Annotated in this window: 24 protein-coding genes; 5 read left to right on the top strand and 19 right to left on the bottom strand. The window is 58.0% G+C overall.

The annotated features are described in order from the left end of the window. Nucleotides 1–23: 23 nt before the first annotated feature. The 16 genes from atpG to rpmH form a co-directional block, all read right to left on the bottom strand. Nucleotides 24–884, bottom strand: coding sequence for a F0F1 ATP synthase subunit gamma (gene atpG, locus C6382_RS10400; RefSeq protein WP_107024412.1), 861 nt, complete (start codon nucleotides 882–884; stop codon nucleotides 24–26). A 50-nt stretch (nucleotides 885–934) separates the two neighbouring features. After that, nucleotides 935–2,479: a F0F1 ATP synthase subunit alpha gene (atpA, locus tag C6382_RS10395; protein WP_107024411.1), complete on the bottom strand. Its 1,545-nt coding sequence runs from the start codon at nucleotides 2,477–2,479 to the stop codon at nucleotides 935–937. 21 nt (nucleotides 2,480–2,500) lie between these two features. Then, nucleotides 2,501–3,037 carry a F0F1 ATP synthase subunit delta gene (locus tag C6382_RS10390; RefSeq protein ID WP_107024410.1) on the bottom strand — a complete coding sequence of 179 codons (537 nt, stop codon included), beginning with the start codon at nucleotides 3,035–3,037 and terminating at the stop codon, nucleotides 2,501–2,503. Between the two features lie 12 nt (nucleotides 3,038–3,049). Beyond that, entirely contained in the window at nucleotides 3,050–3,520 is a 471-nt protein-coding gene (locus tag C6382_RS10385) for a F0F1 ATP synthase subunit B (protein ID WP_010222733.1), read from the bottom strand. A gap of 57 nt (nucleotides 3,521–3,577) precedes the next feature. Further along, nucleotides 3,578–3,835: a F0F1 ATP synthase subunit C gene (gene atpE, locus C6382_RS10380; RefSeq protein WP_003097235.1), complete on the bottom strand. Its 258-nt coding sequence runs from the start codon at nucleotides 3,833–3,835 to the stop codon at nucleotides 3,578–3,580. Nucleotides 3,836–3,978: 143 nt separating this feature from the next. Then, nucleotides 3,979–4,848 (bottom strand): F0F1 ATP synthase subunit A, encoded by an 870-nt coding sequence (gene atpB / locus C6382_RS10375; protein ID WP_107024409.1) that lies wholly within the window; start codon nucleotides 4,846–4,848, stop codon nucleotides 3,979–3,981. A 16-nt stretch (nucleotides 4,849–4,864) separates the two neighbouring features. Then, nucleotides 4,865–5,272 (bottom strand): F0F1 ATP synthase subunit I, encoded by a 408-nt coding sequence (locus tag C6382_RS10370; RefSeq protein ID WP_010222722.1) that lies wholly within the window; start codon nucleotides 5,270–5,272, stop codon nucleotides 4,865–4,867. 149 nt (nucleotides 5,273–5,421) lie between these two features. After that, complete coding sequence (locus C6382_RS10365) at nucleotides 5,422–6,294, bottom strand: ParB/RepB/Spo0J family partition protein (protein WP_107024408.1); 873 nt, start codon at nucleotides 6,292–6,294, stop codon at nucleotides 5,422–5,424. Between the two features lie 9 nt (nucleotides 6,295–6,303). After that, nucleotides 6,304–7,095 (bottom strand): ParA family protein, encoded by a 792-nt coding sequence (locus C6382_RS10360; protein WP_045186348.1) that lies wholly within the window; start codon nucleotides 7,093–7,095, stop codon nucleotides 6,304–6,306. 18 nt (nucleotides 7,096–7,113) lie between these two features. Continuing rightward, nucleotides 7,114–7,758 carry a 16S rRNA (guanine(527)-N(7))-methyltransferase RsmG gene (rsmG, locus tag C6382_RS10355; protein WP_107024407.1) on the bottom strand — a complete coding sequence of 215 codons (645 nt, stop codon included), beginning with the start codon at nucleotides 7,756–7,758 and terminating at the stop codon, nucleotides 7,114–7,116. Then, the gene (mnmG, locus tag C6382_RS10350) at nucleotides 7,755–9,647 is read right to left on the bottom strand and encodes a tRNA uridine-5-carboxymethylaminomethyl(34) synthesis enzyme MnmG (RefSeq protein ID WP_107024406.1); all 1,893 of its coding nucleotides are present in this window, start codon (nucleotides 9,645–9,647) and stop codon (nucleotides 7,755–7,757) included. Before mnmG ends, rsmG begins: the two co-directional genes overlap by 4 nt. A 516-nt stretch (nucleotides 9,648–10,163) precedes the next feature. Further along, a complete protein-coding gene (mnmE, locus tag C6382_RS10345; protein WP_107024405.1) occupies nucleotides 10,164–11,534 on the bottom strand; it encodes a tRNA uridine-5-carboxymethylaminomethyl(34) synthesis GTPase MnmE in 1,371 nt (456 codons plus the stop codon). An 84-nt stretch (nucleotides 11,535–11,618) separates the two neighbouring features. Beyond that, entirely contained in the window at nucleotides 11,619–13,301 is a 1,683-nt protein-coding gene (gene yidC / locus C6382_RS10340) for a membrane protein insertase YidC (RefSeq protein ID WP_107024404.1), read from the bottom strand. Nucleotides 13,302–13,303: 2 nt separating this feature from the next. Beyond that, nucleotides 13,304–13,549, bottom strand: a complete 246-nt coding sequence (gene yidD / locus C6382_RS10335) for a membrane protein insertion efficiency factor YidD (RefSeq protein WP_082071379.1) — start codon at nucleotides 13,547–13,549, stop codon at nucleotides 13,304–13,306. Further along, nucleotides 13,542–13,946 (bottom strand): ribonuclease P protein component, encoded by a 405-nt coding sequence (gene rnpA, locus C6382_RS10330; RefSeq protein ID WP_178082764.1) that lies wholly within the window; start codon nucleotides 13,944–13,946, stop codon nucleotides 13,542–13,544. Before rnpA ends, yidD begins: the two co-directional genes overlap by 8 nt. Nucleotides 13,947–13,959: 13 nt before the next feature. Next, entirely contained in the window at nucleotides 13,960–14,094 is a 135-nt protein-coding gene (rpmH, locus tag C6382_RS10325; protein WP_002551315.1) for a 50S ribosomal protein L34, read from the bottom strand. A gap of 580 nt (nucleotides 14,095–14,674) precedes the next feature. Here rpmH and dnaA point away from each other — a divergent pair. From dnaA to gyrB, 4 genes are read left to right on the top strand one after another with little or no spacing between them, the layout of a single operon-like run. Next, nucleotides 14,675–16,189 (top strand): chromosomal replication initiator protein DnaA, encoded by a 1,515-nt coding sequence (gene dnaA / locus C6382_RS10320; protein WP_107024402.1) that lies wholly within the window; start codon nucleotides 14,675–14,677, stop codon nucleotides 16,187–16,189. A 39-nt stretch (nucleotides 16,190–16,228) separates the two neighbouring features. Then, on the top strand, nucleotides 16,229–17,332 hold the full coding sequence (gene dnaN / locus C6382_RS10315) for a DNA polymerase III subunit beta (protein WP_107024401.1): 1,104 nt from the start codon (nucleotides 16,229–16,231) through the stop codon (nucleotides 17,330–17,332). Between the two features lie 7 nt (nucleotides 17,333–17,339). Then, entirely contained in the window at nucleotides 17,340–18,443 is a 1,104-nt protein-coding gene (recF, locus tag C6382_RS10310) for a DNA replication/repair protein RecF (protein ID WP_107024400.1), read from the top strand. Between the two features lie 4 nt (nucleotides 18,444–18,447). After that, nucleotides 18,448–20,865: a DNA topoisomerase (ATP-hydrolyzing) subunit B gene (gene gyrB, locus C6382_RS10305; RefSeq protein WP_107024399.1), complete on the top strand. Its 2,418-nt coding sequence runs from the start codon at nucleotides 18,448–18,450 to the stop codon at nucleotides 20,863–20,865. A gap of 143 nt (nucleotides 20,866–21,008) precedes the next feature. On the opposite strand, the gene C6382_RS10300 is transcribed toward gyrB, so the two are convergent. The 3 genes from C6382_RS10300 to C6382_RS10290 form a co-directional block, all read right to left on the bottom strand. Next, complete coding sequence (locus C6382_RS10300; protein ID WP_107024398.1) at nucleotides 21,009–21,899, bottom strand: DUF2950 domain-containing protein; 891 nt, start codon at nucleotides 21,897–21,899, stop codon at nucleotides 21,009–21,011. Between the two features lie 14 nt (nucleotides 21,900–21,913). Further along, nucleotides 21,914–23,419, bottom strand: coding sequence for a DUF3300 domain-containing protein (locus tag C6382_RS10295; protein WP_107024397.1), 1,506 nt, complete (start codon nucleotides 23,417–23,419; stop codon nucleotides 21,914–21,916). A gap of 197 nt (nucleotides 23,420–23,616) precedes the next feature. Continuing rightward, entirely contained in the window at nucleotides 23,617–24,933 is a 1,317-nt protein-coding gene (locus C6382_RS10290) for a sigma 54-interacting transcriptional regulator (protein WP_256589070.1), read from the bottom strand. A gap of 248 nt (nucleotides 24,934–25,181) precedes the next feature. Here C6382_RS10290 and C6382_RS10285 point away from each other — a divergent pair, with 248 nt between their 5' ends. Beyond that, nucleotides 25,182–26,066 (top strand): MBL fold metallo-hydrolase, encoded by an 885-nt coding sequence (locus C6382_RS10285; RefSeq protein WP_107024396.1) that lies wholly within the window; start codon nucleotides 25,182–25,184, stop codon nucleotides 26,064–26,066. Nucleotides 26,067–26,068: the final 2 nt, after the last annotated feature.

The raw sequence follows: 26,068 nt of genomic DNA, 5'->3' as shown, positions 1-26,068 counted from the left end.
GGATCCTCTGAATATTTGAACCGTTAAACCGCGGCAGCGCCGCCGACGATTTCCGAGATCTCTTGGGTGATCGCAGCCTGACGCGCCTTGTTGTAGATCAGCTGCAATTCGCTGATCAGGTCACCGGCGTTGTCGGTGGCGTTTTTCATCGCGATCATCCGGGCAGCTTGTTCAGCTGCGTTGTTCTCGACCACCGCCTGGTAGACCTGCGACTCCACGTAACGCACCATCAGGCCGTCCAGCAGCTCTTTGGCGTCAGGTTCGTAGAGGTAGTCCCAGTGGTGCTTGAGTTCTTGATCCGGGGTTGCAACCAACGGAATCAACTGCTCGACCGTTGGCGTTTGCGTCATGGTATTGATGAACTTGTTCGATACCACGGACAGACGATCGATACGACCGTCCAGGTAAGCGTCCAGCATGACCTTGACGCTGCCGATCAGATCATTGATCGACGGCTCTTCGCCCAGGTGGCTGATCGCTGCAACGACGTTACCGCCGAAGCTGCGGAAAAACGCCGCACCTTTGCTGCCGACCACGCAAAGATCGATCTCGATCCCTTGCTCGCGGTTGGCCGCCATGTCCTTGACCAGGGCCTTGAACAGGTTGGTGTTCAAGCCACCGCACAGACCACGGTCACTGCTCACGACGACATAACCAACGCGCTTTACAGGGCGGTCGATCATGAACGGGTGACGGTATTCCGGGTTGGCGTTGGCCAGATGACCAATTACCTGGCGGATACGCTCCGCATAAGGACGGCTAGCAGCCATGCGCATTTGAGCCTTGCGCATTTTGCTGACCGCCACTTTTTCCATGGCGCTGGTAATTTTTTGCGTGCTTTTGATGCTCGCAATCTTACTGCGAATCTCTTTTGCGCCTGCCATGTAACACCTATCAGGTTAGCAAGCGGGGGCTGCAAAGCCCCCGCTGCGGCTTACCAGGTTTGGGTGGCCTTGAACTTCTCGATACCGGCTTTGATGCCAGCGTCGATTTCGTCGTTGAAGTCACCCTTCACGTTGATCTTCGCCATCAGTTCGGCGTGATCACGGTTGAAGTAAGCAATCAGCGCTTGTTCAAAGCTGCCGACTTTGGCGATTTCAACGTCGGTCAGGAACCCACGCTCAGCGGCATACAGCGACAGCGCCATGTCCGCGATGGACATTGGAGCGTATTGCTTCTGCTTCATCAGCTCGGTAACACGTTGACCGTGCTCGAGTTGCTTACGGGTGGCTTCGTCCAGGTCAGAAGCGAACTGGGCGAATGCCGCCAGTTCACGGTACTGAGCCAGAGCGGTACGGATACCACCGGAGAGCTTCTTGATGATCTTGGTCTGAGCGGCACCACCCACACGGGATACCGAAACACCGGCGTTAACTGCAGGGCGGATGCCCGAGTTGAACATGGCCGATTCCAGGAAGATCTGACCGTCGGTGATGGAAATCACGTTGGTCGGAACGAACGCGGAAACGTCGCCAGCCTGGGTTTCGATGATCGGCAGTGCGGTCAGGGAACCGGTCTTGCCAGTTACAGCACCGTTGGTGAACTTCTCAACGTACTCTTCGGAAACGCGCGATGCACGCTCCAGCAGACGGGAGTGGAGATAGAACACGTCACCTGGGTACGCTTCACGTCCTGGTGGACGGCGCAGCAACAGGGAGATCTGACGGTAGGCAACGGCCTGCTTGGACAGGTCATCGTATACGATCAGCGCGTCTTCACCGCGGTCACGGAAGAACTCGCCCATGGTGCAACCGGCGTATGGCGCCAGGAATTGCAGTGCGGCGGATTCCGAAGCACTGGCAACCACCACGATGGTGTTGGCCAGGGCGCCGTTTTCTTCCAGCTTGCGAACGATGTTGGCGACGGTGGAACGCTTCTGGCCGACAGCAACATAAACACAGAAAATACCGGAGTCTTTCTGGTTGATGATGGCGTCGATCGCCATGGCGGTCTTACCGATCTGGCGGTCACCGATGATCAGCTCACGCTGGCCACGGCCGACAGGGATCATGGCGTCGACGGATTTGTAGCCAGTCTGTACAGGCTGGTCTACCGACTTACGCCAGATCACGCCCGGAGCAACTTTCTCGACCGCGTCGGTCTCGGTGTTGCCCAGTGGGCCTTTGCCGTCGATTGGGTTACCCAGTGCGTCGACTACGCGACCCAGCAGTTCCTTACCAACTGGAACTTCGAGGATGCGGCCGGTGCACTTGGCGCTCATGCCTTCAGCGAGGGTGTCGTAGGCGCCCAGTACTACCGCACCAACGGAGTCTTGCTCCAGGTTGAGGGCCATACCGAACACGCCACCTGGAAACTCGATCATTTCGCCGTACATTACGTCGGCCAGACCGTGAATCCGCACGATACCGTCAGAAACGCTGACGACAGTACCCTCGTTGCGGGCTTGGGAGGTCACGTCGAGTTTCTCGATGCGACCCTTGATGATTTCACTAATTTCGGAAGGATTGAGTTGCTGCATTGCTCTGCTGCCCCTTCAAACTCAAGATTTCAATGCTTCGGCCAGTTTCGCGATTTTGCCGCGAACCGAGCCATCGATTACCAGGTCGCCGGCGCGGATCACGACACCACCGATCAGGGTGGCATCCTCCGTCGCATGCAGGCGCACTTCCCGGCTGAGCCGTGCACTGAGAACCTTGGCGAGTTTGTCTTGCTGTTCTTGGTTCAACGCAAAAGCACTGGTGACTTCCACGTCCACGGATTTCTCTTGTTCGGCCTTGTACAGCTCGAACAAAGCCGAAATCTCCGGCAAAAGCAGGAGACGGTCGTTTTCCGCGGCAACATGAATGAAATTCTGTGCCTGTGCATCGAACTTGTCACCGCACACGTCAATAAACGCGGCGGCCTTTTCTGCGCTCGTCAGTCGCGGGGCCTTGAGCAGGCGCTGCATCGTGTCGTCTTCCGACACTGCAGCAGCCAGGCCGAGCATGGCTGACCAATTGGCCAGTTGCTGATGGGCCTGGGCGTGCTCAAAGGCCGCCTTAGCGTAAGGTCGGGCCAACGTGGTCAGTTCTGCCATGATCGCCCTCGCTTAAATTTCAGCGGCCAGTTTATTAACCAGCTCCGCATGCGCGTTTTGATCGATTGTGGCGCCAAGGATCTTTTCAGCACCGCCGACAGCCAGCAGACCCACTTGGGCACGCAGGGCGTCTTTGACACCGTTAATTTCCTGTTCGATCTCGGCTTGAGCCTGAGCCTTCACACGGTCAGCTTCGACGCGGGCCTGATCACGGGCTTCCTCGACGATCTGAGCACCGCGCTTCTTGGCTTGCTCAATGATTTCGGCTGCCTGAGCTTTCGCTTCGCGCAGTTGCTGACCCGCTTTATCTTGGGCCAACTCCAGGTCGCGAGCTGCTCGGTTGGCAGCGTCCAGTCCATCCGCGATCTTCTTCTGACGTTCTTGCAATGCCGCGATGACCGGAGGCCACACGAACTTCATGCAGAACAGCACAAAAATGAAGAACGCAACGGACTGACCAATCAGGGTTGCATTAATGTTCACGCCAACACCTCGCTCGTTCTTTGTCCATCACACCAAACCACTCGAGAATTCGAGTGATTAGCCGGCGATTTGACCAACGAAGGGATTAGCGAAGGTGAAGAACAGAGCGATACCAACACCGATCATGGTTACGGCGTCGAGCAGACCGGCAACGATGAACATTTTAACTTGCAGCATTGGAACCATCTCTGGCTGACGAGCAGCGCCTTCCAGGAACTTGCCGCCCAGCAGGCCGAAACCAATGGCGGTACCCAGAGCACCCAGGCCGATCAGCAGAGCAACAGCGATAGCGGTAAGACCAACTACAGTTTCCATCTTTCCTCCCGACTTTTACGTCGTATTGGTTAGGTTTTTTAGTTTGAAGCGGTAAAACAAAATCGATTGGTACAGCTGCCCTTGCGGACTTTTTCGACCCTTCCCAAAACCTGCGCAAGGGTCATCAGACACGCCAGGCGGTCTTAATGGTTATCTTCGTGAGCCATCGACAGGTAGACGATGGTAAGCATCATGAAGATGAACGCTTGCAGGGTGATGATCAGGATGTGGAACACAGCCCACGCCCATTGCAGCACCACACCCAGGCCGCTCAGCCACAGCAGGCCGCTGCCGAACATAACAGCGATCAGGATGAACACCAGCTCGCCGGCATACATGTTGCCGAACAGACGCAGGGCCAGCGAGATCGGCTTGGCGATCAGGGTGACGAATTCAAGCAGGAAGTTGACCGGAATCAGCAGGATCTGAACGAAAATGTTCTTGCTGCCGAACGGGTGCAGGGTCAGCTCGCCGAGGAAGCCGCCGATGCCCTTGACCTTGATGCTGTAGAAAATGATCAGGGCGAACACGCTGAAGGCCATGGCCAGGGTCGCGTTCGGGTCGGTGGTCGAGACCGCGCGGAACGGAATGTGCGGATCACCGGAGATCAGAATGGCCAGTTGAGGAATCCAGTCGACCGGGATCAGGTCGATGGCGTTCATCAGGAAGACCCAGACGAAAATGGTCAGCGCCAGTGGGGCGATCACCGGGCTGCGACCGTGGAAGCTGTCCTTGACGCTGCCGTCGACGAACTCAACCATCACTTCAACGAAGTTCTGCAGGCCGCCAGGCTGGCCGGAAGTCGCCTTCTTGGCTGCCATGCGGAACAGGAATACGAAAAGCAGACCCAGTGCCACCGACCAACCCAGGGTATCCAGGTGGAAAGCCCAGAAGCCCATTGCTTTGGCTTCTGCTGCGGAATGGGCAAAGCCCCAACCGCCGTCTGGTAGTTGACCGAAGGTCAGGTTCTGCAAGTGGTGCTGGATATAGCCCGAAGCGGTTTCTGCTGCCATGGTTGCCTCAAACGCCCTAAGGTCTCGAAAGTCTTATATTCATCAGCAGGGGCGCGAACCAGCTGACCAACTGGGTCAGCAGAAAGACGCCGAAGACTGCTAACGGCGCCAATGGCTTCACTCCTGCAAACGTCAGTGCAAACAGCACTGCCGTCAAAATCAATTTGCCTGCTTCGCCAGCGTAAAACGACTTGACGATAGCTTGCGCTGCCCTGGCCCCCGTGTAACGAAAAGCCTTCCAGGCGAAATACACATTTGGCAGCCAGGCAATCAACCCTCCGCAGAGTGCTGAATATCCACTGACCGCCCCGTGCCACTGCCACAACGCCAAAGTTGCCAGCAAAAACACGACACACTGAGCCAACAGTACCGGAAAAACCGCCCAGCGATGGAAAGGCAAGCGGTTTGGCGTGCGGGTTTCCATCACAACTGCTCCTCAAAAGTCGACTAACCAGTCAGCTATGACTTGGCATAATTTGTGCCGACAAAATGCGCGCAGAGTATAGGGGCGGTTTAACCCCTATTCAACTGCCGGGTAGTGATTTCCGACTGCGCGCTACAAAAGGAATTGTTTCAGCGGATGTGAGCTAGCACACCTTGCAACTCATCTAGCGAGTTGTAACGGATAACTAACTGGCCCTTGCCCTTGTTGCCATGACGTATCTGTACTGCCGAGCCCAAACGCTCTGCCAGACGTTGTTCAAGCCGGGTAATGTCCGGATCAGGCTTGGCCGCTTCGACCGGTTCCGGCTTGCCATTGAGCCACTGGCGCACCAGGGCTTCGGTCTGGCGCACGGTCAGTCCACGTGCGACAACATGACGCGCCCCATCCACCTGCTGTTCTTCCGGCAAACCAAGCAGTGCCCGGGCGTGCCCCATCTCCAGGTCGCCGTGCGAAAGCATGGTCTTGATCACTTCCGGCAGCGAGATCAGGCGCAGCAGGTTGGCCACGGTGACCCGCGACTTGCCCACGGCATCCGCGACCTGCTGCTGGGTCAGCTGGAATTCCAGCTGCAGGCGCTGCAGGGCGATGGCCTCTTCCACCGGGTTGAGGTCTTCGCGCTGGATGTTCTCGATCAGGGCCATGGCGATGGCCGCTTCATCGGGCACATCGCGGACCATGGCCGGAATGGTTTCCATGCCGGCCTGCTGACTGGCGCGCCAGCGGCGTTCGCCAGCGATGATTTCAAAGCGGTTGTCGGCGATCGGGCGCACCACGATCGGCTGCATCACGCCCTGGTTCTTGATCGACTGAGCGAGTTCTTCCAGCGCTTGCGGGTCCATGTCCCGACGTGGCTGGTACTTGCCGCGCTCGATCAGGTCGAGCGGCAGATGTTGCAGTTCTTTCTGGTCGACCTTCACAGCCTGCTCTTCGAGCGCGCTGACGGTAGGACCACTGAGCAGTGCATCCAACCCACGTCCGAGACCCCGTTTCTTAACGGCCATACGGATTCCTTAAGTTGTTTGTGCAGTGCGTGATGGACGGCGCTGACGGCGTACGAGTTCTCCAGCCAGGGCCAGGTAAGCCAGCGCGCCGCGCGATTGCTTGTCATACGCCAGGGCCGGCATGCCGAAACTCGGCGCCTCGGCCAGGCGAATGTTACGCGGGATCACCGTGTCGTAGAGCTGATCGCCGAAGTGTTCCTTGAGCTGCGCAGAGACATCGTTGATCAGGCTCAGGCGCGGGTCGTACATGGTCCGCAGCAGGCCTTCGACCTTCAGCTGCGGGTTCAGGCGTTCGCCAATGCGCTTGATGTTATCCACAAGGTCGCTCAAGCCTTCCAGGGCAAAGTATTCACATTGCATTGGAATGATCACGCCATCGGCGGCGACCAGGGCGTTGAGGGTCAGCATCGACAGCGATGGCGGGCAGTCGATCAGGATGTAGTCGTAGTTCTCACGAATCGGCGCCAGCGCGGTACGCAGACGGCTTTCCTTCATCTGCATTTCCAGCAGCACCACTTCCGCGGCGGTCAGGTCGCGGTTGGCCGGCAGCAGCTGGTAACCACCGTGTTCGGAGAAATGCATGGCCTGGGCCAGATCGCATTCACCGATCAGCAGGTCGTAGACCGAATGTTCCAGGACGTGTTTATCCACACCGCTACCCATGGTGGCGTTGCCCTGTGGATCGAGATCGATCAGCAGCACCCGGCGCTTGGTAGCGACCAGCGATGCCGCGAGGTTGATACAGGTGGTGGTCTTACCCACACCACCCTTCTGGTTCGCGATAGCGAATACCTTAGCCATTCTTGCTTGTGTTCCCAATCATGCCGTGCGGCGCAGTATCAGCAGATGGCGCTGGCCTTGGCAACCCGGAACGGTCAAGGCCTGCTCGCTATCCACTCTGAAATCTGCCGGCAATGCTACCAGCTCGTCGGCAGGATGCAGCCCTTTCATTGCCAGCCACTGCGTCTGTTCGTCGCCAAGGTGGCGCGTCCAGTTGGTGAAGTTCTCCATGCTGCTGAAAGCCCGGGAAACAATTCCGCTGAAAGGCTGCGCCGGTTGGAACTCTTCGACCCGCTTGTGGATAACTGTCAGGTTGTCCAACTTCAGCTCAAGCTTTACCTGGGTCAGGAAGCGGGTTTTCTTGCCATTGCTGTCGAGCACCGTGACTTGCTTGTCCGGATGCAGGATCGCCAGGGGAATACCCGGCATGCCGCCGCCGCTACCCACATCGAGCCAGCGCTCGCTGTGGATAAACGGCATGACGCTCAGGCTGTCGAGCAGGTGGCGGGAAACCATTTCGTCCGGATTGCGCACGGCGGTCAGGTTGTAGGCCTTGTTCCACTTGATCAGCAAGGCCAGGTAGGCCAGCAATTGCGCATGCTGCGCCTCGCTCAGCTCGACACCGAGCTGGCGGGCACCTGTGGACAACTCTTCGGCGTGTTGAGGGGTGACCTGAGAACTCAAGCGCTTTGCTCCAACTCACGGCCTGCGCCGCGTTTTTTCAGATGAATCAGCAACAGGGAAATCGCCGCCGGGGTCACACCGGGGATCCGCGATGCCTGGCCCAGGGTTTCAGGCCGGGTCTGACCGAGCTTGCTCTGAATTTCCTTGGACAGTCCGGAAATACCGCTGTAGTCGATATCGTCGGGCAGGCGGGTATCTTCGCTGGCACGCAGCCGGGCGATTTCTTCCTGTTGCCGGTCGATGTAACCGGCGTATTTAGTCTTGATCTCGACCTGTTCGGCCACTTGCGGATCGATCTCGCTGCCACCGGTCACTTGCATCAGGCCAGCGTAGTCGATTTCCGGACGGGTCAGCAGGTTGAGCAAGTTGTATTCATGGCTCAACGGTGTGCCGAATTTCTCGGCAATGGCCTGACCTTGCGCGGTGTCCGGGCGAACCCAGGTGGATTTCAGCCGTTGTTCTTCCAGGGCGATGCCTTCACGCTTGGTGCTGAACGCAGCCCAGCGCTGGTCATCGACCAGACCCAGCTCGCGACCTTTTTCGGTCAGGCGCAGGTCGGCGTTGTCTTCACGCAGGATCAAGCGGTATTCGGCGCGCGAGGTGAACATCCGGTACGGCTCTTGGGTACCCAGGGTGATCAGATCGTCGACGAGCACGCCGATGTACGCTTCGTCACGACGCGGGCACCAGCTTTCGCGGCCCTGGGCGCGCAATGCGGCGTTGGTACCGGCGAGCAAACCTTGCGCACCGGCTTCTTCGTAACCGGTAGTGCCATTGATCTGCCCGGCGAAGAACAGGCCGCCAATGACTTTGGTTTCCAGGCTGTACTTGAGGTCACGCGGATCGAAGTAGTCGTACTCGATGGCGTAGCCCGGGCGCACGATGTGGGCATTTTCCATACCGCGGATCGAGCGGACGATCTCCAGTTGCACATCGAACGGCAAGGATGTGGATATCCCGTTCGGATACAGCTCGTGGGTGTTCAGGCCTTCCGGTTCGATGAACACCTGGTGGCTTTCCTTGTCGGCGAAGCGATGGATCTTGTCTTCGATCGACGGGCAATAGCGCGGACCGATGCCTTCGATAACCCCGGAGTACATCGGCGAACGGTCGAGGTTCGAGGCAATGATCTCGTGGGTACGGGCATTGGTGTGGGTAATCCAGCAGCTCACTTGTCGCGGATGCATGGCTTTGTCGCCCATGAACGACATCACCGGAATCGGCGTATCGCCAGGCTGCTCGGTCATTACCGAGAAATCCACAGAGCGTCCGTCGATACGCGGCGGGGTTCCGGTTTTCAACCGGCCGACGCGCAGCGGCAATTCACGCAGGCGATGGGCCAGGGCGATAGCCGGTGGATCACCGGCGCGCCCGCCGGAGTAATTCTGCAGACCTATGTGGATAAGTCCACCGAGGAAGGTCCCGGTGGTCAACACCACGGAGTCGGCGAGGAAACGCAGACCCATTTGCGTGATCACACCGCGCACCTGGTCCTGTTCGACGATCAGGTCATCGCAGGACTGCTGAAATATCCACAGGTTGGGCTGGTTCTCAAGAATTTCGCGCACTACCGCTTTGTAGATAGCGCGGTCGGCCTGTGCGCGGGTAGCGCGCACAGCCGGACCTTTGCGGTTGTTCAAAACACGGAATTGGATACCGCTCTTGTCAGTAGCCAGCGCCATGGCGCCGCCGAGCGCATCGATTTCCTTGACCAGGTGGCTCTTGCCAATGCCACCGATAGCCGGGTTGCAACTCATATGACCGAGGGTTTCCACGTTATGGGTCAGCAGCAGGGTTTTTACGCCCATGCGTGCAGACGCAAGCGCAGCCTCGGTACCGGCATGGCCGCCGCCGATGACGATCACTTCAAAACGGGAAGGGAAATCCACCACGCACCTCGTGCCTGTTTCGGGAATAGATAGGGATAACGCACAAGTATAGGGACTTACCCCCCTCTAAAGGAACCTTTTGCACAAAATTTAACCAGGCTGTGGATGAGTGGCGAGCAATAGAAATAAAGAGAGAGAAATTTATTAAAGCTTTGTTTTTATGTTTATTCTTATGCACCACCTTTTCTGTGGATAAGGTTCTACAGGCCTTTATTTACCTTATGTACAGAGGTTCAAAACCCTGTGGTCTACCGGGCATGAGCGTTCTGGATAAGCGCTTTAAGCCTGTGGATGAAATGCCTACTTACCCACAAGCGGAGTTATCTCCAGCCTTGAATGGCAGTTATCAACGGAGCTGAGGCATGGTTTTCCACAGGGCTTATTTCACAGATTTGTGGATAGCCGCGCAGGCGAGAAGGCAGGACTCGCGCATTGGCAGTCCTGAAAGGAAGGGAAAATCGAAGGAAGGAGTACAGCAGCCAGGCCCGTTGCGGACCCAGCTGTGGATAAAGACGCTTACTTGCCGATGCAGAAGCTGGAGAAGATTCGTCCCAGCAGATCGTCGGAGCTAAAGGCACCGGTAATCTCGCCCAAGGCTTGCTGGGCCTGACGCAAGTCTTCAGCGAGCAGCTCACCGGCACCTGCGAGGGTCAACTGCGCACGACCGTGCTCCAGGTGTGAACTGGCTTGGCGTAGCGCCTCCAGATGGCGCCTGCGGGCACTGAAGCTGCTTTCAGCCGTCTGTTCATAACCCATGCAGGCCTTCAGGTGCTCGCGCAGCAGCTCCAGCCCCATGTCGGCATCCTTGGCACTGAGGGTAATGGTGACGTGGCCATCCGCGCTTTGTTCCATGGCGACGGTCTCGCCACTCAGGTCAGCCTTGTTGCGAATCAGCGTGACCTTGGCTGGATCGGGGCGCAGATCGAGGAACTCCGGCCACAGGGCAAAGGGATCACTGGCTTCCGGCGCGGTGGAATCGACAACCAACAACACCCGATCGGCTTCGTTGATGGCCTTGAGCGCACGCTGCACGCCGATTTTTTCCACATGGTCATCGGTATCGCGCAGTCCGGCAGTATCCACAACGTGCAACGGCATACCGTCGATGTGGATATGTTCACGCAGGATGTCCCGGGTGGTGCCGGCGATATCAGTAACAATTGCCGCCTCACGCCCGGCCAAAACATTGAGCAGGCTCGACTTGCCAGCATTTGGCCGACCCGCGATGACGACGGTCATGCCATCGCGCAACAGAGCCCCCTGCCCGGCCTCACGCTGCACTGTGGATAAATTCGTTCGCACGTCATCGAGCATGCTCAGCACGTGGCCATCGGCGAGGAAGTCGATTTCCTCTTCGGGAAAGTCGATAGCCGCTTCCACATAGATCCGTAGGCTGATCAGTTTCTCGGTGAGGTTATCCACACGGCGGGAAAATTCGCCTTGGAGCGAGCGCAAGGCATTGCGGGCTGCCTGTGCAGAACTGGCTTCGATCAGGTCGGCAATCGCTTCGGCCTGGGCCAGGTCGAGCTTGTCGTTGAGGAATGCGCGCTCGCTGAATTCCCCCGGGCGGGCCAGGCGGCAGCCCAGCTGTACACAGCGCTGCAGAAGCATATCCAGCACCACCGGACCGCCGTGTCCCTGCAGTTCCAGTACATCTTCACCGGTGAAGGAGTTAGGGCCAGGGAAAAACAGCGCGATGCCTTCATCGATGACCAGCCCATCGTCAGCACGAAACGCGCCGTAATGGGCATGTCGCGGCGTCAGCGTTTTTCCACAGATGGCCAACCCGGCTTGCTGTGCCAGCGGTCCGGACAGCCGCACGATCCCCACGCCCCCACGTCCCTGGGCGGTAGCGATGGCAGCAATGGTTTCACGCACAGTGTTCATGCTCGAAGGCCTCACGACAAAAAACGACAGATAGCAAAACGCCCCACGAGGGGGCGTTTATCCACAGGTTAGCTGGCTAACCCGTTAAGCAGCGGCTTTCTTGGTAGCATTTTCGATGCTACGGGTGATGTACCACTGCTGTGCGATCGACAAGCAGTTGTTCACAACCCAGTACAGCACCAGACCAGCCGGGAACCACAGGAAGAAGAAGGTGAAGATGATTGGCATCAGCTTCATCACCTTGGCCTGCATCGGATCCGGCGGAGTCGGGTTCAGCTGCTGCTGGATGAACATGGTCGCGCCCATGATGATCGGCAGGATGAAGAACGGATCCTTGATCGACAGGTCGGTGATCCAGAACATCCACGGCGCCTGACGCATCTCGACGCTTTCCAGCAATACCCAGTACAGCGAGAGGAAGACCGGCATTTGCACCAGGATCGGCAAGCAGCCGCCCAGTGGGTTGATCTTCTCTTTCTTGTACAGCTCCATCATGGCTTGCGACATTTTCTGCCGGTCATCGCCATGTTGTTCTTTCAGCGCAGCCAGTTTTGGTGCCACGGCACGCATGCGCGCCATCGACTTGTAGCTGGCAGCAGACAGCGGGAAGAACAGCAGCTTGATCAGCATGGTCAGGACGATAATCGACCAGCCCCAGTTGCCGAGCAGGTTGTGGATATGTTGCAGCAGCCAGAAGATCGGCTGAGCGATGAACCACAGAATGCCGTAGTCGACCGTCAGTTCCAGACCTGGGGACAACTCTTTGAGCTTCTCCTGGATCTTCGGACCTGCGTACAGCACAGTGCTGGTTTCGCCTTTGGCGCCAGCGGCTACGTTCAGCGCCGGGCCAGTAAAACCGATAATGTAGTTGCCCTGGCTGTCCTTGCGAGTCTGGACAATGTTGTTGTCAGACTTGTTTGGAATCCAGGCGGTAACGAAGTAGTGCTGCAGCCAGGCTACCCAGCCACCGGAAACATTTTCTTTCAGATTTCCCTTGTCGATGTCTTTCATCGACACCTTTTTGTAGGGTTCCGAACTTGTCCACAGGGCAGCACCCAGGTAGGTGGCGGTGCCGGTCGCAGTGCTCGAAGACGGATCCGAGCTTGCATCGCGCTTCAGTTGTGCAAACAGGTTACCGGTCCAAGGCTGGGCGCTCTGGTTGTCGATCAGGTAGGTAACGGTCAGGTCGTATTCACCGCGCTTGAAGCTGAAGCGCTTGATGTAGTTGACCCCGTTATCGCTGAATTTCAGGTCGACGACCATTTGCTCCTGGCCATCGGCCAGTTGATAACTTTTCTGATCAGCGGCGTACAGCGGACGACCTGCCGGGCGGGCATCCGGGCCGTTGACGCCGGTCAGGCCGCTTTGCGCCAGATAAGTACGCTCGCTACCGTTGTCGAACAGCTGGAACGGAATGTCCGGATGATCCTGACGGCGCGGATACTTGGGCAGCATCAGCTGGGCGATGTCACCACCGTTTGGATCGATAGCCAGGTCGAGGACGTCAGTTTTGACCCGAATCAGGTCTTTGCTGACGGCAACCGGAGCCAGTTCGGCAGGGCTGGATTCAGCGTTGGCGCTTGGCACATCGGCGCTGGCGCCAGTGTTACCGGCCTTCGCGGTGTCCGGCAAGGTCGGGGCAGCGTTGCTGGCAGCAGTATTCTGAGTCGGCAAGGCAGCTTGGCCGTAGTCCTGGTTCCAGTTAAGGACCATAACGTAGGACACGATTGCCAGGGCGACGATCAGGATCGTGCGTTTAATATCCATGATTACTCGGCTATCGAAGAAGAACGGGAAGAGGGAGCTGGCGGAACCGGGTCAAAACCGCCGGCATTCCACGGGTGGCAACGCCCCAGGCGACGAACGGTTAGCCACCCGCCACGTAAAAGACCATGGTTTTCGATGGCTTCTAACGCGTAACAGGAGCAACTGGGGTAGAAACGACAGTGACTGGCCATCAGAGGACTAATGGCGTAACGGTAAAACTGGATCGGAACGAGTGCCAGTTTACGCATCTTTACTGTCTACCCCCACAGAGTCGGTGTTCACCACTGGAGCGGGCCGACTGCGTGCGAGGCGCTTCCAGAGCTTGCCAAAATGTTGGTGCAATTCTGGGTTTTCAATCTCGCCCAACCCTTTGCGCGCGACGATCACGATATCCCAACCTGCAAGCAAGTGCTGGTTCAGGCGAAACGAATCGCGCATCAGGCGTTTCAGGCGATTGCGTTGAACGGAGAGCTTGACGCTCTTTTTCCCGATCACAAGCCCCAGGCGGGGGTGATCCAGACCGTTCTCGCGGGCAAGGAGCAGCAGGTTTTTCCCTGGGACCTTGCCGGTTGGGGAGTCGAAGACCGCTTTGAATTGTCGGGGGATAAGCAGACGCTTTTCCCGACTGAAGTCCTGACTCACCACCTGTGCCGAAAAATCAAACTGCCAGGCGCTTACGGCCTTTGGCACGGCGACGCGACAGAACGGCACGACCGTTCTTGGTGGCCATACGGGCACGGAAACCGTGAGTGCGAGCGCGCTTGATGGTGCTTGGTTGGAAAGTACGTTTCATGGCGTGTTACCTGGTTCGTCGACAACGGGCCGGAATGGCCCCCGTTTTAAGAGACCGGCGATTCTAGAGAAAGCGCAGCCATAGGTCAATTTCCAACCAGCTTTTCCTTATAGACGGAAAATCACCCGTTTCAGGTAAGGGCCTCACGGAGGAGAACCATCACACGCTTAAACATAAAAAAAGAGAGAGGAATTATTTAAAGCTTTTCTGTAAAACTTATAAAGCTTAGGCGGCCATTATCTGTGGATAAAGCTCTACAGCCCTCTATTTACGTCGTGTACAGAGAACTGAAACATTGTCGAGAAGAGGTGCTCTGGCTGTGTCGAAGGCTCGGAAAAGCTGTGGATCAAATCGATGGTTATCCACAGGGTGGTTATCCACCGATTTCAACCCCCAGTTGTGCAAAGACCTCAGGTGCGGTTATCCACAGAGCTTATTCACAGCACTGAAAGGCCATTTTGGTCACTAAGCTGCTGATTTATCGCCATCCTCAACGCACCTGCATGTGGATAACTGCGCTGCTGCTCGGTACAATGGGGGCTTGTTTTTGCCTCACCGGCTTTCAACTCAGGGGATATCCGTGTCAGTGGAACTTTGGCAGCAGTGCGTGGAGCTTCTGCGCGATGAACTGCCTGCCCAGCAATTCAACACCTGGATCCGTCCGCTACAGGTCGAAGCCGAAGGCGACGAGTTGCGCGTCTACGCGCCTAACCGTTTCGTTCTCGATTGGGTCAATGAAAAGTACCTGAGCCGTCTGCTCGAGCTGCTGGGTGAGCATGGCAACGGCATTGCGCCTGCCCTTTCCTTATTAATAGGCAGCAGACGCAGTTCGGCGCCTCGTGCCGCCCCCAACGCACCACTGGCTGCCGCTGTCGCCGCATCCCAGGCGCAGTCTGCACAGACCGCTGTGGTCAACGAACCCGTTGCCGCACCTGTTGCTGCACCGGCTGCGGCTGAAGTCGAGCAAGCGCCTTCGCGTGACAGCTTCGACTCCATGGGCGAATCCGCTTCTGCACCGGCGCCAAGTGGTCGTACCGAGCAACGTACTGTGCAGGTCGAAGGTGCGCTCAAGCACACCAGCTACCTGAACCGTACCTTTACTTTCGAGAACTTCGTCGAGGGTAAGTCCAACCAGCTGGCCCGCGCGGCTGCCTGGCAGGTCGCCGACAATCCCAAGCATGGCTACAACCCGCTGTTCCTTTACGGCGGTGTAGGTCTGGGTAAAACGCACTTGATGCATGCTGTGGGTAACCACCTGCTCAAGAAGAACCCGAATGCCAAGGTGGTCTACCTGCATTCCGAGCGTTTCGTGGCGGACATGGTCAAGGCACTGCAGCTCAACGCCATCAACGAGTTCAAGCGCTTTTACCGTTCGGTGGATGCGCTGCTTATCGACGACATTCAGTTCTTCGCCCGCAAAGAGCGTTCCCAGGAAGAGTTTTTCCACACCTTCAACGCCTTGCTCGAAGGCGGTCAGCAGGTAATCCTGACCAGTGACCGTTACCCGAAAGAGATTGAAGGGCTGGAAGAGCGTCTGAAATCGCGCTTCGGCTGGGGCCTGACCGTAGCGGTCGAGCCACCGGAACTGGAAACCCGCGTCGCGATCCTGATGAAGAAGGCTGACCAGGCCAAGGTAGACTTGCCGCATGACGCTGCGTTCTTTATCGCCCAGCGTATTCGCTCCAACGTCCGAGAACTTGAAGGTGCACTCAAGCGCGTCATCGCCCATTCGCACTTCATGGGACGCGACATCACCATTGAGCTGATCCGTGAATCGCTCAAGGATCTTCTGGCATTGCAGGACAAACTGGTGAGTGTGGATAACATCCAGCGCACGGTGGCCGAGTACTACAAGATCAAGATCTCCGACCTGCTGTCCAAGCGCCGCTCCCGTTCGGTGGCCCGCCCGCGTCAGGTAGCCATGGCACTGTCCAAGGAGCTGACCAACCACAGTTTGCCGGAAATCGGTGACGTCTTCGGTGGCCGCGACCATACCACCGTGTTGCATGCGTGTCGCAAGATCAACGAACTCAAGGAATCCGACGCGGATATCCGCGAGGACTACAAGAACCTGCTGCGGACCCTGACGACGTGATTGGCGTCAGCGCAGCTTATTAAGGCAAGGGACTAGACCATGCACTTCACCATTCAACGCGAAGCCCTGTTGAAACCCCTGCAACTGGTCGCAGGCGTCGTCGAGCGCCGCCAGACCTTGCCGGTACTATCCAACGTACTGCTGGTTGTTCAGGGTCAGCAGCTTTCACTTACCGGTACTGACCTGGAAGTGGAACTGGTTGGCCGTGTTCAACTGGAAGAGCCTGCCGAGCCAGGCGAGATCACCGTACCCGCACGCAAGCTCATGGATATCTGCAAGAGCTTGCCGAACGACGCGCTGATCGACATCAAGCTCGACGAACAGAAGATCGTGGTCAAGGCCGGTCGCAGTCGCTTCACCCTGTCGACCCTGCCAGCCAATGACTTCCCTACTGTTGAAGAAGGCCCGGGTTCGCTGACCTGCAACCTTGAGCAAAGCCGTCTGCGCCGCCTGATCGAGCGCACCAGCTTCGCCATGGCCCAACAGGATGTGCGTTACTACCTCAACGGCATGCTGCTGGAAGTGTCTCCCAATACTTTGCGTGCCGTAGCCACCGATGGTCACCGCTTGGCCATGTGCTCGATGAGTGCCGATATCAGTCAGGCTGACCGCCACCAGGTCATCGTGCCGCGTAAAGGTATCCTTGAGCTGGCGCGCCTGCTCACCGAGCCGGATGGCATGGTCAGCATCGTCCTGGGGCAGCATCACATCCGCGCTACGACCGGTGAGTTCACCTTCACCTCGAAGCTGGTCGATGGCAAGTTCCCCGACTACGAGCGTGTACTGCCTAAGGGCGGTGACAAGCTGGTGCTGGGTGATCGCCAGGCGCTGCGTGAAGCGTTCAGCCGTACCGCCATTCTGTCGAACGAGAAGTACCGCGGCATCCGTCTGCAGCTGGCCAGCGGCCAATTGAAGATCCAGGCCAACAACCCTGAGCAGGAAGAAGCGGAAGAAGAAATCAGCGTCGACTACAACGGTAGCGCGCTGGAAATCGGCTTCAACGTCAGCTACCTGCTGGATGTACTGGGCGTCATGACCACTGAGCAAGTTCGCCTGATCCTGTCGGATTCCAACAGCAGTGCCCTGCTGCAGGAAGCTGACAACGACGACTCCGCTTACGTTGTCATGCCGATGCGTCTGTAATTTCTAGATGTCCCTCAGTCGCGTTTCTGTCACCGCGGTGCGTAACCTGCACCCGGTGACCTTCTCTCCCTCCCCCCGCATCAATATCCTGTACGGCGCCAACGGCAGCGGTAAAACCAGCGTGCTGGAAGCTGTTCATCTGCTCGGCTTGGCACGTTCCTTTCGCAGCACTCGGCTGACGCCTGTCATCCAGTATGAGCAGTTGGCTTGTACCGTGTTTGGCCAGGTTGAATTGAGCGAAGGTGGTTCGAGCAACCTGGGCATTTCGCGGGATCGGCAAGGCGAGTTCACTATCCGCATCGACGGGCAGAACGCCCGCAGTGCAGCGCAGCTGGCAGAGATTTTGCCGCTGCAATTGATCAACCCGGACAGCTTTCGCTTGCTCGAAGGTGCGCCGAAAATTCGCCGTCAATTCCTCGATTGGGGTGTGTTCCACGTGGAACCACGCTTCATGGCCACCTGGCAACGCCTGCAGAAGGCTTTGCGGCAGCGGAACTCATGGTTGCGGCATGGTACACTTGACGCTGTTTCGCAAGCGGCCTGGGACCGGGAGCTGTGCCTGGCCAGTGCTGAAATAGATGAATACCGCCGAAATTACATCAAGGCCTTAAAGCCCGTCTTTGAGCAGACCCTGAGCGATTTGGTTGAACTCGAAGGGCTGACCCTGAGTTATTACCGTGGCTGGGACAAGGATCGAGAACTCAGTGAAGTGCTCGCCTCTTCCTTGCAACGAGATCAGCACATGGGCCATACCCAGGCCGGACCACAACGAGCTGATTTGCGCCTGAGACTCGGCGCTCATAACGCCGCCGATATTTTGTCTCGGGGCCAGCAGAAACTTGTGGTCTGCGCATTGCGTATCGCCCAGGGACATTTGGTCAGCCAGGCTCGGCGCGGCCAGTGTATTTATCTAGTGGATGACTTGCCATCCGAGTTGGATGAGCAGCACCGCCACGCACTTTGCCGCTTGTTGGAAGACTTACGCTGCCAGGTATTTATCACCTGTGTAGATCACGAATTATTGAGGGAAGGCTGGCAGACGGAAACGCCAGTTGCTTTGTTCCACGTGGAACAGGGCCGTATCACCCAGACCCACGACCATCGGGAGTGAAGGCATGAGCGAAAATCAAACGTACGACTCCTCCAGCATCAAGGTGCTGAAAGGGCTAGATGCCGTGCGCAAGCGTCCCGGTATGTACATTGGCGACACCGATGATGGTAGCGGCCTGCACCACATGGTGTTCGAGGTGGTCGATAACTCGATCGACGAGGCACTCGCCGGCCACTGTGATGACATTACCGTAATCATTCACCCGGACGAATCCATCAGTGTTCGCGACAACGGTCGCGGCATTCCCGTCGACGTGCACAAAGAGGAAGGCGTATCAGCCGCCGAGGTCATCATGACCGTCCTGCACGCTGGCGGTAAGTTCGACGACAACTCCTACAAAGTATCCGGTGGTCTGCACGGTGTAGGTGTGTCTGTGGTAAACGCCCTGTCCGAGCAGCTGATCCTGACGGTTCGCCGTAGCGGCAAGATCTGGGAACAGACCTATGTTCACGGTGTTCCGCAAGCGCCGATGAAAATCGTTGGCGACAGCGAAACCACCGGTACCCATATCCACTTCAAACCGTCGGCCGAAACCTTCAAGAACATCCACTTCAGCTGGGACATCCTGGCCAAGCGGATTCGTGAACTGTCGTTCCTTAACTCGGGGGTCGGCATCCTCTTGAAGGATGAGCGTACGGGCAAAGAAGAGCATTTCAAATACGAAGGTGGTCTGCGTGCATTCGTTGAGTACCTGAACACCAACAAGACCACGGTCAACCAGGTGTTCCACTTCAATGTTCAGCGTGAAGACGGCGTGGGCGTGGAAATCGCTCTGCAGTGGAACGACAGCTTCAACGAGAACCTGTTGTGCTTCACCAACAACATTCCGCAGCGCGACGGTGGTACTCACCTGGTCGGCTTCCGCTCGGCATTGACCCGTAACCTGAACAACTACATCGAGCAGGAAGGTCTGGCCAAGAAGAACAAGGTTTCGACCACCGGCGATGACGCCCGTGAAGGTCTGACCGCGATCATCTCGGTGAAGGTGCCAGATCCTAAGTTCAGCTCGCAGACCAAGGACAAGCTGGTTTCTTCGGAAGTGAAGACTGCCGTGGAACAGGAGATGGGCAAGTACTTCTCCGACTTCCTGCTGGAGAACCCGAACGAAGCCAAAGCGGTTGTCGGCAAGATGATCGACGCAGCACGTGCCCGTGAAGCAGCACGTAAAGCGCGGGAAATGACCCGCCGCAAAGGTGCGCTGGATATCGCTGGCCTGCCAGGCAAGCTGGCGGACTGCCAGGAGAAGGACCCTGCCCTTTCCGAACTGTACCTGGTGGAGGGTGACTCCGCAGGTGGCTCGGCCAAGCAAGGTCGTAACCGTAAGACCCAGGCCATCCTGCCGCTCAAGGGTAAGATCCTCAACGTCGAGAAAGCACGTTTCGACAAGATGATCTCGTCCCAGGAAGTCGGCACCCTGATTACCGCACTGGGCTGTGGTATCGGTCGCGAAGAGTACAACATCGACAAACTGCGTTATCACAACATCATCATCATGACCGATGCTGACGTTGACGGTTCGCACATCCGTACCCTGCTGCTGACCTTCTTCTTCCGTCAGCTGCCGGAGCTGGTCGAGCGTGGCTACATCTATATCGCGCAGCCGCCACTGTACAAGGTCAAGAAAGGCAAGCAGGAGCAGTACATCAAAGACGACGAGGCCATGGAAGAGTACATGACCCAGTCGGCTCTGGAAGACGCCAGCCTGCACCTGGACGAATCGGCACCACCGGTTTCCGGTGTTGAGCTGGAGCGCCTGGTCAATGAATTCCGTACCGTGATGAAGACCCTCAAGCGTCTGTCGCGCCTGTACCCACAGGAGCTGACCGAGCACTTCGTTTATCTGCCGGCCGTCTCTCTGGAACAGCTGGGTGACCACGCTGCCATGCAGGACTGGTTGGGCAAATTCGAAGAGCGTCTGCGTACCACCGAGAAGTCGGGTCTGCTGTACAAGGCCAGCCTGCGTGAAGACAAAGAGCGTAATGTCTGGCTGCCGGAAGTGGAAATCACCTCCCATGGCCTGGCCAGCTACGTCACCTTCAACCGTGACTTCTTCGGCAGTAACGATTACCGCACCGTCACCGCCCTGGGCGCACAGTTGAGCACTCTGCTCGGCGAAGGTGCCTATGTGCAACGTGGCGAGCGCAAGAAGGCGATCACCGAGTTCAAAGAAGCGCTCGACTGGCTGATGGCCGAAAGCACCAAGCGTCACACCATCCAGCGCTACAAAGGTCTGGGTGAAATGAACCCTGACCAGCTGTGGGAAACCACCATGGACCCAACCGTGCGCCGCATGCTCAAGGTGACCATTGAGGATGCGATCGCTGCCGATCAGATCTTCAACACCCTGATGGGCGATGCGGTTGAACCACGTCGTGAGTTCATTGAGAGCAACGCCCTGGCGGTTTCTAACCTGGACTTCTGACCAGGTGTAGGTTCACAGAAAAGCTGCGCTTTTTCACAAATAGATGACTGGCCGGAACTTGTTCGCAAGGCTGGTCGGTCATCATCAAGCCCGCTCACGCGGGCTTTTTTTTGCGTTGATTTCCATGAGTTGAGCTGCCTGGTTCAGCGCACATCCTCCCCGTCCTTTACTTCGCTCCAACTGCTGTCGGGGTCGAAACGCGTAATCGCAGTAGCTCGCTTGGCGCTGTCTCGGCCGAGGTCTTTCTCGAACAATTCGCCGTCGTGGCTGATCACGAAGCTCATCACGCCAGTGTCCCCGTAGTCCGTCGGCCAGGCGATCACGGCAAAACCGCGGGTCATGCGATCGCCGATCTTGTAGTCATAGGCGCCACCCGGTGCCGAAGGGCCCTGGGCAGTGAGGATACGATAGTGATAGCCGTGCCAGTCGTCACCCTTCGCGGCATCACCGAAAAGCGGTCCGAGCGGACTTTCTTCGACGCCTTCCACTTCCGGCCAGTACAGGCCGTCGAACTGCCCGTCGCTACTGATGAACTTCTGCGCGTATTCGAGGACCCCATCGTCATTGCGATCAATCTCGGCGTAATCCATCTGCGCATCGTGATAGGCACGTGCCGCTTGAATGGTCGCCAGTTCGTTGCGCCCGATGCGGCGTCGGCGGATTTCCTTGGCGCCGGCTTTGGTGTCGAATGCCCAACCGCCAGCACTGTGTCTGATGGGAATTGGGAATACCCAGGGCGTGTCGCCGACGACCAGATGCGCACGCTCCGGGCTGTCGGACTGAACCTGATGTTTTTGCTTGTAGAGGGCGAGAAAGGCGTCGACATCTATACGGTCGACGTTCTTGGTCGGGATGTAACTCTTCCAGTCGCTGCCGAGCAAGTTCGCCAACAGTTGGCTATCAGCCTTTTCGCTACCAAGCGCCTGCACCAGCGCTTCGCCGGCGGCCTCTGCGTCTGGGAAATGTTTCTGAGCGTAACTGCTGGACGTCCAGAGCAGGAGCAGAACCAGCGCAATTCGACTTGCAGCATTCATGACTGAATCTCCTCTCAACGGCGACGGCCGCCACCGTTGGATTGCATCCGCACTGGTCGTTGTACCTGATGGCCCGCAGGCGCTGCGGAGGGTCGGCTGGCGCTCCGTTGGCTGACCTGGCCACGATTGCTCGCGACGTGTGACTGCGAAGGGTTGCGCACACCGGCCAACGCATTGTTGCGGGGCGCCTGGGCGCTAGCATGCTGCTGGCGTACTTGCTGGCGTACTTGTTGGTTGCGCACCGGCTGCTGTTGCTGGTGTTTCTGCGTGGTCGTCTGCGCACGCTGGCGGGCCTGACCGTCATTCTTCAGTTGGCGGTCGGCAACCTGGGCGCGCTCGCGTGCGCTGCCGGACTGGTTGATGCCATGTTTTTCCAGGCTTTGTTGGGCGCGCTCGCGGTCGGCACTCTGCACACGTTGGCGAGCTTCAAGGTTACTGGTTGCCGGTGCTTCGATGCCATGCTGTGCGAGGCTTTCACGGGCTCGCGCGCGGTCTTCGACACGGGCCGGAGTGTCACCGCGGTAGGCTGTGCGCTGTGCGCTGCCGGGTAAGCGCCGATCGAACTGGGCTCGACTGGCTTGGTCGCGGTACGGGACGCCGTCGCGATACACAGGATTATGGCGCCAGTTGTTCTGGTTGGCATCGAGCCTGTTGTTGACGTTGTTGATATTGTTGTAGCGATTGACATCGATATCGACGTCATGATCATCCCAGTCGCAATCCCCCCACAGCGAATTGACGATTGCTACGCCAGCACCGAAAGCCAAGCCGGTCGCCAACGCCGTGCCGATGGCATACCCCGGTGGTGGCGGATAGTACGCCGGTGGGTAGGACGGAGAGGACCAACTGCCGTACACCACAGAGGGGTTGTAGCTTGGGACGTATACAACCTGCGGGTTGGTCGGCTGGATAACGATGGTTTGTGCCGGCGCGGCACCTTGCACCACCGTGGTCGTGCCGCTTGCGGGGGCGCTTGACGGTTGCACGATAACGGTCTGTTGCTCGTTGGACTCCAGGTGGCCAGCGGCCTTGGCCTTAGCGCGCAGGCGCTGCACCGAGTTCATGACCGCGTCGGGCTGGGCGAGAAAGGCATCGCCGACTCGCTGCACCCAGACCGGGTCCTGGCCAAGGGTAGCCAGCACCTGCGGAAAAGCCACCAACGATTGAACGCTGGGGTCCCAGGGTTGGTCGGCGACCTGTTTGACGGCGGCATCACCACTGACGTTCGGATGCGCCTTGGACCAGGCAACCGCGTCGGCGACATTGCCTGGATAGGTGGTGGCCATCAGCACTTGAGCCAGCAAAGCGTCCGGATACAACGCCAACGGTGCCAGCATTTGATCAAGCTGTTCGGTGCTGAACACCGCCTCGCTTGGCGTCGTCGGAGCAGCCGGTACAGCCGGTGCGGTCGTTGCGGGCGCCGTGACCGTTGCCTTGGGTTGCGCATCCTCATCGGAACAGCCGAAGAGCGCAAGCATGGCGATGGTGAGCAGGATCGCCCGGTGAAGGCAGGCAGACATGACGATGCTCCTGTGGGAGAAAAGACAGAGCGGGACGTCAGTCGCCCTGACACCCAACTGTTTACCGACTCGGCAATCGACGTACGCAAAGCCCTCCGCTGCGGGTGAGCAGTATCAGCGTAGAAGAAAAAATGCTCTGCCGGATGACAACGATCGCCTGCAATCGTCTGCTCACCCCCGGTCCATGCCCTGCGGGATCAAAGCCCAAGTTCACGTAAGCGGCGGTAGAGAGTTCGCTCACTGAAGCCCAGATGCCGGGCCAACTCGCTGCGCGAGCCGTCAAAGTTCTCCAGGGCCTGCGCGAGCTGCCCAAGGTTTTCTTTGCTGCGTCGCGGCACCGGTGCTTGTGGATTGTCACTCGCGCTACGCAGATCTGCCGGCAAGTGCTCGGCACGGATTACGCCGTCATCGGCAAACAGCCGCGCCCGTTCGAGGATGTTACGCAGCTCGCGGATGTTTCCGGGAAAGCTGTGCAGGCCGAGCAGCTTTAGTACTTCGCCATCGACCTGAGGTGCCGTCTTGCCAGCCATGCGTTGCAATAGGCTGTCGATCAGCAGTGGCAGATCATCGACCCGCTCGCGTAATGAAGGTAAGCGAATGGGAAAGCCGCTGATGCGGTAATAGAGGTCTTCACGAAAGGTGCCCGCCGCGACCATCTCCTTGAGCGGTTTGTGGGTGGCCGAGACCAGCCGGAAGTCGGAGTGGACGGTGCGCAAGCTGCCGACCGGGCGAAAGCTGCCGGACTCGATCAGGCGCAATAGTTTCACCTGCATGGCCAGCGGCACTTCACCAATTTCATCAAGAAACAAGGTGCCGCCATGGGCCGCTTCGGCGAGGCCGATCTTGCGTTGCAGGGCGCCGGTGAAGGCGCCCTTCTCGTAACCGAACAGCTCGCTTTCGAACAATGACTCGGTCAGGCCGGTGCAGTCGACAACGACAAGCGGGCCGTTGGCGCGTGAGCCGCCCAGGTGCAAGGCACGGGCAAAGAGTTCTTTGCCCGTGCCAGACTCGCCCTGCAACAACACCGGAATCTGTGCTGGCGCCGCCCGCTGCAAGCTCGACAAAGCGTCTTTGAAGGCGGCCGAGCGTCCCACCAGACCTTGTTGCTGAGGCTGGGCGGACGCCACCGCAATGCTGGTCAGACGTTCGACAAAGGCCACCACCTCACCATGCTGATCAAGAATCGGGCGTAATTCGACGTCGACATGTTCAGGGCCGCGTGGCGTGTGATGAACATGCAGTACCCGTTCGGGCGCGCGGCTGTCCCAGGCCTTGCGCATCGGGCACAACTCGCCAGCCTGATCGCACGGCACCGCATAGTGATGGGAAACCCGATGACATTTAGCGCCGATCGGCGGTTGACCTTGCACACCGAACTGGCGCTGATAGGCAGCGTTGGCGGCAAGGATGTTGTAGTCGGTATCCAGCACGATGGTCGGTTGCACGTCGTGTTCGAGATAAGACACCAGCGCCTGGACGGAAGGATCGGGAATATTTGGCGAAGAATAAGACATAAGGCACCAGGAGAAGCATGCGAGCAGCTTAACTGAAGGCGAGAGGCACTGCCAAAAACTGCCAGGGACTGCCAATGCCTGACAGCACCAGCGGCAGTCTATGTCAGAGCGAATCCCCGACAGCCAATGAAATAGGTGCTTGAGCGCAAAAGACGGGCAGCACAACGATGGCACGCATCTTGATGACAGCCTGACCAATGCGCACAAGGCTCCGTGCCCTGGCACACGGTATTATCTGGAGAGCGGTAATGATCATCGGCGGCAACTTGTATGTGGAAGCGTTGTTTGACAGCGTAACTTCGACCATCAGCTATCTGCTGATGGATCGTGACAGTAGTGACTGTGCGTTGATCGACAGCGTACTGGACTACGACCCCAAATCCGGTCGAACCGACAGTGCCTCAGCAGACAAGCTGATTGCCCGGGTTAATGAGCTGGGCGGCAAGGTTCAATGGATTCTGGAAACCCATGTGCACGCCGATCACCTGTCTGCCGCGGCTTATCTCAAGCAGGCCCTGGGTGGCCAGATTGCTATCGGTAGCCAGATCACCCAGGTGCAGAAAGTATTCGGTGCGCTGTTCAACGCTGACATAGGCTTCGCCCGCGATGGTAGCCAGTTCGATGTGCTGTTCGACGATGAGCAGTCTTTTACCATCGGCAACCTGCAAGCGCGTGCCCTGCACACGCCAGGGCATACGCCGGCGTGCATGACCTATGTGGTGGAAGTCGATGGCCAGAGCATCGCCTTTGTCGGCGACACCCTGTTCATGCCTGACTACGGCACAGCTCGCTGTGATTTTCCCGGTGCCAGCGCCCGCACCTTGTACCGTTCGATCCAGCGCATTCTCGCCCTCCCCGCTGATACGCGACTGTTCATGTGCCATGACTACCTGCCGGGTGGCCGCGAGCTGCGCTACATGACTACCGTGGCCGAGCAGCGCGCCAGCAACATCCATGTCCGTGAAGGCATCAGCGAAGACAGTTTTGTCGCCATGCGCGAAGCTCGCGATGCCACCCTCGACATGCCGGTGCTGATTCTGCCCTCGGTGCAGATCAACATGCGCAGCGGCCAGTTACCCGAACCTGAAGACAACGGTGTGCGCTATCTGAAGATCCCGCTCAACGTGCTCTGAGC

It is taken from the genome of Pseudomonas sp. BBP2017 (assembly GCF_003024385.1).
In the GTDB taxonomy this organism is placed as follows: Bacteria; Pseudomonadota; Gammaproteobacteria; order Pseudomonadales; family Pseudomonadaceae; genus Aquipseudomonas.
This window is presented reverse-complemented; position numbering and strand designations above follow the sequence as displayed.